The 10,380-nt window shown below is 65.3% G+C and carries 7 protein-coding genes and 1 pseudogene; 1 reads left to right on the top strand and 7 read right to left on the bottom strand.

Annotated elements, in window-relative coordinates; translation table 11 throughout:
- Positions 1-175: 175 nt before the first annotated feature.
- The 6 genes and pseudogenes from RHBS_RS18010 to RHBS_RS17985 form a co-directional block, all read right to left on the bottom strand.
- Positions 176-1,691 (bottom strand): annotated as a pseudogene (locus tag RHBS_RS18010) (VWA domain-containing protein).
- A complete protein-coding gene (locus tag RHBS_RS18005; RefSeq protein ID WP_187298540.1) occupies positions 1,688-2,725 on the bottom strand; it encodes a MoxR family ATPase in 1,038 nt (345 codons plus the stop codon). The pseudogene RHBS_RS18010 and the gene RHBS_RS18005 overlap by 4 nt, the downstream one beginning before the upstream one ends.
- 83 nt (positions 2,726-2,808) lie before the next feature.
- Complete coding sequence (gene mdo / locus RHBS_RS18000) at positions 2,809-4,080, bottom strand: NDMA-dependent methanol dehydrogenase (protein ID WP_128646164.1); 1,272 nt, start codon at positions 4,078-4,080, stop codon at positions 2,809-2,811.
- 199 nt (positions 4,081-4,279) lie between these two features.
- Positions 4,280-5,413, bottom strand: coding sequence for an MFS transporter (locus RHBS_RS17995; RefSeq protein ID WP_237669372.1), 1,134 nt, complete (start codon positions 5,411-5,413; stop codon positions 4,280-4,282).
- A 172-nt stretch (positions 5,414-5,585) separates the two neighbouring features.
- A complete protein-coding gene (locus RHBS_RS17990) occupies positions 5,586-6,362 on the bottom strand; it encodes a glutamate racemase (protein WP_128646163.1) in 777 nt (258 codons plus the stop codon).
- Positions 6,359-7,531, bottom strand: a complete 1,173-nt coding sequence (locus tag RHBS_RS17985) for a cystathionine gamma-synthase (protein ID WP_128646162.1) — start codon at positions 7,529-7,531, stop codon at positions 6,359-6,361. Before RHBS_RS17985 ends, RHBS_RS17990 begins: the two co-directional genes overlap by 4 nt.
- An 81-nt stretch (positions 7,532-7,612) precedes the next feature.
- Between RHBS_RS17985 and RHBS_RS17980 the strand changes: the two genes are divergently transcribed.
- Positions 7,613-8,785, top strand: coding sequence for an acyl-CoA dehydrogenase family protein (locus RHBS_RS17980; RefSeq protein WP_094611864.1), 1,173 nt, complete (start codon positions 7,613-7,615; stop codon positions 8,783-8,785).
- 53 nt (positions 8,786-8,838) lie between these two features.
- On the opposite strand, the gene RHBS_RS17975 is transcribed toward RHBS_RS17980, so the two are convergent.
- Positions 8,839-10,224 carry a cystathionine beta-synthase gene (locus tag RHBS_RS17975; protein ID WP_128646161.1) on the bottom strand — a complete coding sequence of 462 codons (1,386 nt, stop codon included), beginning with the start codon at positions 10,222-10,224 and terminating at the stop codon, positions 8,839-8,841.
- Positions 10,225-10,380: the final 156 nt, after the last annotated feature.

Here is a 10,380-nt window from a genome sequence, read left to right as displayed (position 1 = left end):
CCCTCCCGGTTCGGGCGACGCACCGCCCGGAGTCGACGCCGACGTCTGGGCGGCGGCACAGCAAGCGTGTTCGGCCTGACCGTCGACTCGACCTGCAGCTGATCCGGTCCCATACCCAGCTCACGGGTGCGGATCAGCTGCGGTTGCTACCGCATGATCGGACTGTTGCAGACGGTCAGGACAACGCGTGCCCCAGCTCGGCCGCCAACGCGCTCAGCTGTTCCCCGTCACGCGCCACCACCACACGGTCACAGATCTGCTCGTAGTCCGCCATCGAGCACGCGGCCTGAGCCCAGTAACGGCGGGCCTCGGGGGTGATCCACGCGATGCGGTGCACCTTGGACCGAATCTTCTCCAACGCTTCGAGTCCGGACGGCCGTCCGTTGCACCGGCCGTCACCCACGATGATCACCGCGGTGCGCTTGTTCAACACGTCCCCGTGCGAATCCAGCAGATCGGCGAAGGTTCTGCCGTAGTCGCTACTGGCTTCGAGGTCCAGACGCGCGTCCGCGAGAACCGCAGCAGCGCACCGTCTCCGGTACTGCCGAGCAAGGTGGTTGTCACGTCCACCGGTGCATCGACGAAACCCATCACCGTGCACCGATGCGCGCGTGAATGCATGGCCTGCGCGAGTCTGAGGGTAAATGCGGTGATCGGCCGCACCGAGAGTGAAACATCGGCCAGTACGAGCAGCCTTACCTTGTCGGGTACGGGCGTTTTCGTCACCAGACGAAAAGGAATTCCGTCGGTGCGCAGACTCGACCGCACGGTACGCCGCATGTCCAGCGGGCCGCGCGAGTGTTCGCGGGGCCGCGGGCGTGGAGTACCGCGCATGTGCCGCAGCACTTCGTGACTCGCGCGCTCGATTTCGGCGTGCCGGCCGATCGCTTGCAGAGCGCCGTCGGTCGGAACCGGTGACGACATCGTCCCCGTCACGTCCCCCAGTGCCGCGACGAAGGCCTCCACGCGTCGGTGATCGAGTCCAGCATCGCACTGCTCAGCGGCCCGGAATCACCTCCGTCGCCGTAGACGCTGCGCGGATCGTAGGCGTCGAACCACGCCAGAATTCCTGCCGGATCTTCCCAGTTCAGTTGTCCCGCAATCGCTCCACTGGTGCTCGAAGCCAACTCTCCTGCGGCCGTCGACCCGGAACGCTCCAGATCGACGGTATAGGTGACGCCTCGCCTCCCCATGTCGCCGTCCGTATCGATGGACAGATCGTGATCCTCGGAGGAGAGGCTGATGTCGTCGTCGTCCTTGTGCGGGTTGAAGCCCTTGTCTGCCTCCGGGGCGTCGAGCAGATCCCCGATTTCGACCGCACGCTCGTTGTACTCGGCGTATTTCGCCGCTTCTTGATCCGCTCCCACATCCAGGTCGGTGGGCAGTCCTCCTGCCACCTGCGCGCCGACCGAAGAACGAGGATGTTCGACGGCTTCTGCCGCCGTGAGACGAAACATCGACTCGAAGGCGAGATCGAAGCCCTGCTGTTCGTGGTCGTACTTCGCGCAGGTCGCGCGCAACGCCGCCTGCAGTACCGTGAGATCACGGCCCCCGAGCAGGCCGAGGACGCGTCGTACCTCGATGACCTCGGCGGGCGATGCTGCCACTCCGAAGCGTCGCAGAGTCCGCCCGAACACGGCCGCCAGCACGTCGAGTACCACCGATGCCGAGAACGTCTGTGCCACAGTCATCGTCGTATTCCGATGCCACCCTTGTCACGCCCACCGTGCCCGCGAAACGCCGTCGCGGTCGTGTTGGCAACAACTCCGAGCGATGGTGCCGCGGTCGATGTCTCCGCTACCGGACCGGCGAGCGCGATCTTCATGTCCGAGGAATACTTGACCAGCGCAGCGAGCAGATACTTCCGGGTGTCGTCGGTGAACCCGAGGACGGTGGCAATTCGTGCTGCGTCGATCACTTCCGAAATCGACGGACTCTTGCGAAGCGGTAGCTCTCGTAGTTCTGTTGCCAGCGAGACGATCTCGGCCGCTATGTGAGCCGGTACCTCGGGAGCGCGGGCGGTGACGATCTCGCGTTCGCGCGCAGCGGTCGGGTAATCGAGATGAAAGTGCAGGCAGCGGCGCTTGAGAGCGGAGGACAGCTCACGAGTGTCGTTGGACGTCAATATCACCCACGGGTCGCTGCGCGCAGTGAAGGTGCCGACCTCGGGGATCGTCACCTGCTTCTCGGCGAGCACCTCGAGCAGCAACGCCTCCATCGATTCCTCGGTGCGGTCCACCTCGTCGACGAGCAGCACCACCGGTTCCTCGGACAGTACCGATTCCAACAGGGGCCGCACGGAGAGAAACGGCTCGGAATACAGACCGAAGTCTTTGGCAGCGAGCATCTTCGAAGCGTCGTCGATGTCGGTGACATGCTGGGTCAGCGCACCGATGTGTTCGCGCAGCATCTGCACGTGCAGAAGCTGTTTGGCGTAGTCCCACTCGTAGAGTGCGCGGTTGTCGTCGAGGCCCTCGTAGCACTGCAGGCGAACCAGCTTCCGGCCGCTTGCGGCAGCGAGAGATTTTGCAAGCTCGGTCTTGCCCACGCCCGCCGGGCCTTCGAGCAGCAGCGGTCGATCGAGCGCTGTCGCCAGATGCACCACGGTGGCGAGGTCGTCGTCGGCGATGTAGTCCTGCTCCCCGAGCGCGCGCTGCAGATGAGCCGCATCGGTGAATCGAACGGTACCGGTGTCGTCGCTACGCACTGTCGACAGCGAGGTCATGTGTTTCCCTTCGGGAGGCGGCTGCGCCGCATGTGAGCGGAACTTCGTACCCTGCTACGAAGTTCCGCTCACATGGGTGGCAGTTAGTACGACTCGTTGATCGCGTGCGAGACGACGGGGATCATCGACTCGACGGTCACCTCTCGGGGGTTGCCCGGGGTGCACCAGTCGTCCTGGATGTGCTCGGAGATCTTCAGAACCGACTTCTCGTCGCCCTTGATCACGTCGCCCTTACCTGCGTACTTCCCGGTGTTCATCCGGTTCTTGTCGTACGTCGCAGAACGGATCGAGCCGAAGTTGTCGGGAATACCGACATCCTTCGAGAGCCTGATCGCTGCTTCGACAGCAGCGTCGGCCGCCTGCACGGTGGTCATGTTCTTCGTATCGACGCCCATGGCGACGGCAATCTCGGCGTAGCGCTCGAAGCGCGAGGGCAGGTTGTACTCCCACACGCGCGGCAGGGCGATGGCGTTGTTCAGACCGTGAGCGCTGTCGTAGAAGGCGCTGACTGCGTGCGAGATCGAGTGGATGACACCGAGTCCGCCGGAGTTGAAGGCCTGCGTGGCGATGTACTGGGCATTCATCATGCCCTCGCGAGCCTTCAGGTTGCCCGGGTCGTACACGGCCTCGCGAAGATGCTTGGACACCAAGCCGATCGAGTAGATCGCGTTACCCAGCGACGGAGCGAAGTCCAGACGCGAGACGTAGGGCTCGGCACCGTGGGCAAGAACGTCGAAGCCACAGAACGCGGTCCACTGCTGGGGGCAGGTGTAGTAGAGCAGCGGATCGTCCAGTGCCAGAGTCGGTGTCGACGCCTCGTCGAAGGCGAGCCACTTGTGTGGCTTCTCCATGTCCGAGGTGTCGGTGATGACGTAGGCCCAGGATGTCTCCGAACCCGTTCCGGCAGTGGTCGATACGGCGATGTGCGGCGGGTTCTGCTTGTTGGTGGACTTGGAGAAGCCCTCGAACTCGTTGATGTTGCGGCCGTCGTGGGCAACGACGACGCGGATACCCTTGGCCGCGTCGTGGCTCGAGCCACCACCGACGGAGATGACGCTGTCGCACTTCTCCTTCTGGTACAGCGCGGCACCGTCCATGACGTTGTAGTCCTTGGGATTGGACTCGACCTTGTCGTAGAGGACCACCTCGACGCCCTGGTACTCGATCTTGCCGATCAGTTCCTCGATGATTCCGGACCCGCGCAGACCGGTCGTGACCAGCAGCGAGCGCTTGAACCCGAGTTCTTTGGCCTCGACACCGATCATGTCGTGGGCGCCGACTCCCAGCTTGGCGCGCGGCAGCGGGTGAAACTCCTTGATGGGGAATTCCCAGATCTGATTGAGCTCGATAACCATCGGTGTCTCCTCGGTGAGTGTGAGTGACAAGACGCCTTCCACTGTGATCGGCGTCTCACTGATGACCACACTCCACTGCCAGGCACCGCGTTGGGAACACCTCGATGCGGGAACCCTGCCAACGACCCGACCGAACTACCCGATCGGGTAGGAGTACTCGCTCACCCTCGGCAGAGGAAGACTCACAGAGTCTGCCGCACTACCGATCTCGCCGCTGCGCCAGCGAGAATCCGAGAACCGAGAGCAACGCCATCGCGATGACGAACGCCCCGTACACCTCCACCGTCGTGCTCAGCCCCAGCCGGTGCACCGACAATCCGGCGACCACGGCGGGCACGCTGAAGGCGAGGTAGCTGATGACGAACGTCGTGGCGAACACCCCGCCGCGCTGTGCGGCGGGTACCAGGGCACCGAGGGTGCGCATCGCACCGAGAAATGTTGCTCCCCAGCCCGATCCGGCGATGACGGCCCCGACGAAGTACATCGCTATCGACTCGATCTGCACCGACACCAGGGTCAGCGCGACGCCTGCCGCCAACACCGTCGCGCCGGTCATCATCACCGTGCGAGGGAACCCGTTGCGCACCACCGCAGCTGCCACTGCGCCCGAGGCGAACAATGCGAAGATTTCCAGCCCGCCGACGATGTGATTGTCGATACCGAAGACGCCGCCGACGATCGAGGGCCCGAGCGAGAGGTGGAAGCCACCGAGAGACCAGGTAGCGAACAGAGCGGGGGCGATGAGAAAGAACGGTGCCCGCACCGACTTCGGGATCGACATTCTCGGCAGCAGGGTCGACGCGAGGTGGCGGCGGGAATCGAAGCCGCGCAATACCGAGGTCTCGGGGACGAACAGCAGCGCGACGGCCAGGGTCAGGGCCGCGACGATCAGCAGTACGAAAACCAGCATTTCGGGCGCGGGGGCCAGCTGGACCAGCAGCCCGGCACCGAGCGCACCACCTGCCAGACCGAGGGAGGGGGCGACACTGTTGAGCAACGGCCCGGTGGAGGTGTTGGGCTGCAGATCGATGACGGCCGCGCTCATGGCTCCCGTGGCCGCGCCTGCGGCGATTCCCTGCACGACGCGTGCCGCGATGAGAAGCGGCACGCTGTCGGCGACGATGAACAGCACCAGGCTCACGACGAGCAACAGCAGCGATGTGATGAGAATCGGCTTGCGGCCGATGTGGTCCGACAGGCTTCCGACCGTGAGCAGTGTCGCCAGCAGCGCCACCGCGTAGACGGCGAAGATGACGGTGAGCGTGATCGCGCTGAATCCCCACGACTGCTGGTACACCGGGTACAGCGGAGACGGTGCCGCCGAGGACGCCATCAGGACGATGAAGCGACGCCGACTACCCAGAACGCATATCGATGCGGCATGCGCACCGCCGTCCGCCCCGTTGGACTCCGAGTGTCCACGCCGACCATGTGTTTCCCTTCACCGCAGTAACCGTTAGCTCAGTGAAAGACAACGTTCGGGAGCGTCCCGCATTCCCCGACGGTCAGTATTGCTCTGCTCGTGCGTCGCCCCGCAGCAGCTTTGCTTCGCGGTACCGCTGCGCACTCGCAGGCAACCCGCCCTCGATTCCGCTCAACCACACCGACACACGGCCGGTGCCCGAATCGCTCGAACCGACTTCGTCGACGCGTCGCACCGTCTGGTTGGCCACCGCCTCGGCGCTGTCGAACATCGTGATGTCGCCCGGCAACTGCGAGACGATCTCGTCCAACACCAGCGGGTAGTGCGTGCAACCCAGCACGATCGACTCGACGTCGGCGGGGGTGGCTGCCACGGCCGCGGCAATGGCGGCACCGATCCCCCGCGCGTCACCGCGATCGATCGAATCCGCCAGACCGTGGCACGCCACGCTCGTCACCGTCCGGTGCGACGCGAACTGCTCGATCAAACGTCCCTGATAGGCGCTCGCGGTCGTGGCCGCCGTCGCCCAGATCGCGATCCGATCGCTCACCGCGGCAGCGGGTTTGATCGCCGGAACGGTACCGACCACCGGAATCGTGTCACCGAGCGCGGCCCGAACGTGACTCAGGGCCGTCACACTGGCGGTGTTGCACGGAAGCACCACCACCTCGGCACCGAGTTCGACGGCGTGCTGCGCTGTGCCGACCACCCGGTCGACGACCCACCCGTCCGGCTTGGGTCCCCACGGAGCGTTGTCGGGGTCCATCATCAGCACCAGATCTAGCTCGGGGCGCGCGTGTCTCAGCCGCGCAGCCGTCGGGAGCATCCCCAGGCCCGAGTCGATCAGTGCAACGATCATGCCAGCGCTTGCTCCACGTCACCGACCAGATCGGCACCGTCCTCGATGCCGACCGACAGCCGCACCAAGTCGTCGGGCACCTCGAGCAACGAACCGGCCGTCGAGGCATGCGTCATCGCGCCGGGGTGTTCGATCAACGATTCGACGCCACCGAGCGACTCGGCGAGGGTGAAGATCTCGGTCTTCGCGCAGAAGTCCAGCGCCGCCTGCTTGCCGCCGGCCAGACGCACCGACACCATGCCGCCGAAGCGTCGCATCTGCTTCGCGGCGACCGCGTGGGACGGGTGGGATTCGAGCCCCGGGTAGATGACCTGCGAGATGGCCGGATGCCCGTCGAGGAATTCGACGATCTTCTCGGCGTTGTCGCTGTGTCGCTCCATCCGCAGCGCAAGAGTCTTGATGCCGCGCAGGGTCAGGAACGCGTCGAACGGTCCGGGAACCCCGCCCGCGCCGTTCTGCAGGAACGCGAAGGCCGTGTCCAGTTCCTCACTGTCGGTCACCAGTGCGCCGCCGACCACATCGGAGTGACCACCGATGTACTTGGTGGTCGAGTGCAGCACCACGTCGGCACCGAGACTCAGAGGCTGCTGGAGGTACGGAGACGCGAAGGTGTTGTCGACGACGAGCTTGGCCCCGCCCTCGTGCGCGACGCCCGAGAGCGCCTCGATGTCACCGACGTTGAGTAGCGGGTTGGTGGGCGTCTCGACCCAGACGAGCTTGGTGTTCGGGCGCATCGCCGCGCGGACCTCGTCGACGTCCGACACTGCGGCCACCGAGTACTCGATACCCCACTGGGTGAAGACCTTGTCGATCAATCGGTACGTGCCGCCGTAGGCGTCGTTGGGGATGACGAGGTGGTCACCGGGACGCAGCGCCGAGCGCAGCAGGCAGTCCGTTGCCGCCATGCCCGAGGAGAACGCGCGACCGAAGGTGCCGGACTCGATGGCCGCGAGATTGGCTTCGAGCGGCCGACGCGTCGGGTTGCCGGTGCGCGCGTACTCGAACCCGCTGCGCATGCCGCCGACGCCGTCCTGCGCGAAGGTGGAACTGGCGTAGATCGGCACGTTCACCGCGCCGGTCTGCGGATCGGGCTCGTACCCGGCATGCACTGCCTTGGTGGAAAAGCCCTGCCAGGAGGTGTTGTCTGCCTTGCTGCGCTGCTCACTCATGGCCTCCACACTAATCGGCCTGCGTCGCCGGGCGGGGTCGTGGGTAACCTGCGAAGACAACCCCCAGCGGAAAGAGGCACCGTGGCCAACTCCCAGAGCGTCGACGAACTGTTCGCGATCGATTCACTTCTCGACGACGAGGAGCGCCAGATACGGGACACCGTCCGCAAGTTCGGCAACGAGCGGATCCGTCCGCACATCGCCGACTGGTTCGACGAGGGCACCGTGCCGGCGCGTGAACTGGCCAAGGAACTGGGCTCGCTCGGCCTGCTGGGCATGCACCTCGAGGGATACGGCTGCGCCGGAACGTCCGCGACGGCGTACGGCCTGGCCTGCCTCGAGCTCGAAGCGATCGACTCCGGCATCCGATCGCTGGTCTCGGTGCAGGGCTCGCTGGCGATGTTCGCCATCTGGAAGTACGGCTCCGAGGAGCAGAAGCAGCAGTGGCTTCCGGGCATGGCCGAGGGATCGCTGATCGGCTGCTTCGGGCTCACCGAGGCCGACTTCGGATCCAACCCCGGCGGCATGCTCACCCGCGCCAAGCGCGACGGTGACGACTGGATCCTCAACGGCAGCAAGATGTGGATCACCAACGGACCCGTCGCCGACGTCGCCGTCGTGTGGGCACAGACCGAGGACAAGATCCGCGGATTCGTCGTTCCCACCGATACACCGGGATTCACCGCCAACACGGTCAAGAAGAAGCTGTCGCTGCGTGCGTCGATCACCGGCGAATTGGTGTTCGACGACGTCCGACTCCCCGCAGACGCGATGCTGCCCGAGGCCCGCGGTCTGAGCGGACCGTTGAGTTGCCTCAACGAGGCGCGCTTCGGGATCGTCTTCGGCGCGATGGGCGCGGCGCGGGACTGCATCGAATCGGCGATCGAGTACTCGCAGACTCGCGCGGTGTTCGACAAGCCACTCGCCGGATACCAGCTCACCCAGGCCAAGCTCGCCAACATGGCCCTCGAACTCGGTAAGGGTCAGCTGCTCGCCCTGCACCTGGGCCGACTCAAGGACAAGGGCGAACTGCCGGGCGAGCGAGTGTCACTCGGCAAGCTCAACAACGTGCGCGAGGCCATCAAAATTGCTCGTGAATGCCGAACGATATTGGGGGCCAACGGAATCACGCTGGAATACCCGGTGCTCCGACATGCCAACAACCTCGAATCCGTCCTCACCTACGAGGGCACATCCGAGGTCCATCAACTCGTGATCGGACAGGCACTCACTGGCACCAGCGCAGTGCGCTGACGCGCAGTGGTGCGGTTGAGTGCCCCCTGGGGCGCTCAACCACACCACTGCCGCTAGGCACCCTTGCTGAGGAATCCGAGCAGATCGTGGCGCGTGATGACGCCGACGGGCTTGCCTTCTTCGACGACCATCAGCGCATCGGACTCCCCGAGTGCCTTGGTGGCGTCGGAGACGGTTTCGCCTGCACCGATCAGCGGGAACGGCGAACTCATGTGCTTGGCGACCGGGTCTGCCAACGCCGCGCGACCCTCGAACACGGCACTGAGCAGATCACGCTCGGTGACACTGCCGGCCACCTCGCCTGCCATGACGGGCGGCTCGGCTCCGACGACCGGCATCTGCGAGACGCCGTACTCGCGCAGGATCTCGATGGCGTCGCGCACGGTTTCCGACGGGTGGGTGTGCACCAGATCCGGGAGCGCGCCGGACTTGCCGCGCAGCACTGCGCCGACGGAGGTCTCCTCGGTGGTGCCGTCCAACCTGGACCGCAGGAATCCGTACGACGACATCCACGAGTCGTTGAAGATCTTCGCCAGGTAGCCGCGTCCACCGTCGGGCAGCAGTACGACGACCAGTGCGTCGGGGCCTTCGCGCTCGGCGACCTGGATTGCGCCGACAGCAGCCATGCCGCAGGAGCCGCCGACCAGCAGGCCTTCTTCCCGTGCGAGGCGACGGGTCATATCGAACGAATCGGCGTCGGAGACGGCGATGATCTCGTCCGGGATGGACGGGTCGTACGCGGTCGGCCAGAAGTCCTCGCCGACGCCCTCGACGAGGTACGGGCGTCCCGTTCCGCCGGAGTACACCGAGCCTTCGGGGTCGACGCCGATGACCTTGACCTTGCCGCCGGAGACCTCCTTGAGGTACTTGCCGGTGCCGGAGATGGTGCCGCCGGTGCCCACGCCTGCGACGAAGTGAGTGATCTTTCCGTCGGTGTCGGCCCAGATCTCGGGACCGGTGCTCTCGTAGTGGCTGGCCGGGCCTGCGGGGTTGGCGTACTGATTGGGCTTCCAGGCTCCGTCGATCTCGCGGACGAGCCGATCGGAGACGCTGTAGTAGCTGTTGGGGTCCTCCGGTGCGACGGCCGTCGGGCAGACGACGACCTCGGCTCCGTAGGCGCGCAGCACGTTGCGCTTGTCCTCGCCGACCTTGTCGGGGCACACGAACACGCACTTGTAGCCGCGCTGCTGAGCTACCAGCGCGAGACCGACACCGGTGTTGCCGGACGTGGGCTCGACGATGGTGCCGCCGGGCTTCAGTTCGCCGGCTGCCTCGGCCGCGTCGATCATCTTGACCGCGATGCGGTCCTTCGACGAACCACCCGGGTTGAGGTACTCGATCTTGGCCGCGACTGTGCCTGCACCGTCGCCGACGACGGTGGACAACTTCACCAACGGGGTGTTGCCGATGAGTTCGGTGATGTGCTGTGCGATGCGCATTGCACCATCTTCCCAGATGCGGGTATTCGACTCTCGGTCACGGCCGTCGACACCCCGCATACGATGGTGTCGACGGCGCGACGAGAGGGATCTATCTGTGACGGCGAGCGGATGGCGTACCGCTGCGAAAGCGAGCGCCGCGACGGTTCTCGCAGG

The organism is Rhodococcus sp. BS-15, from assembly GCF_000813105.1.
Taxonomy (GTDB): Bacteria; Actinomycetota; Actinomycetes; order Mycobacteriales; family Mycobacteriaceae; genus Rhodococcoides.
This window is presented reverse-complemented; position numbering and strand designations above follow the sequence as displayed.

Bases quoted from the DNA above. Each gene is read 5' to 3' on its own strand.
- RHBS_RS18005 (WP_187298540.1), bottom strand. From the start codon at position 2,725: ATGACCTCGCTGTCGACAGTGCGTAGCGACGACACCGGTACCGTTCGA.
- mdo (WP_128646164.1), bottom strand. From the start codon at position 4,080: ATGGTTATCGAGCTCAATCAGATCTGGGAATTCCCCATCAAGGAGTTT.
- RHBS_RS17995 (WP_237669372.1), bottom strand. From the start codon at position 5,413: ATGGCGTCCTCGGCGGCACCGTCTCCGCTGTACCCGGTGTACCAGCAG.
- RHBS_RS17990 (WP_128646163.1), bottom strand. From the start codon at position 6,362: ATGATCGTTGCACTGATCGACTCGGGCCTGGGGATGCTCCCGACGGCT.
- RHBS_RS17985 (WP_128646162.1), bottom strand. From the start codon at position 7,531: ATGAGTGAGCAGCGCAGCAAGGCAGACAACACCTCCTGGCAGGGCTTT.
- RHBS_RS17975 (WP_128646161.1), bottom strand. From the start codon at position 10,224: ATGCGCATCGCACAGCACATCACCGAACTCATCGGCAACACCCCGTTG.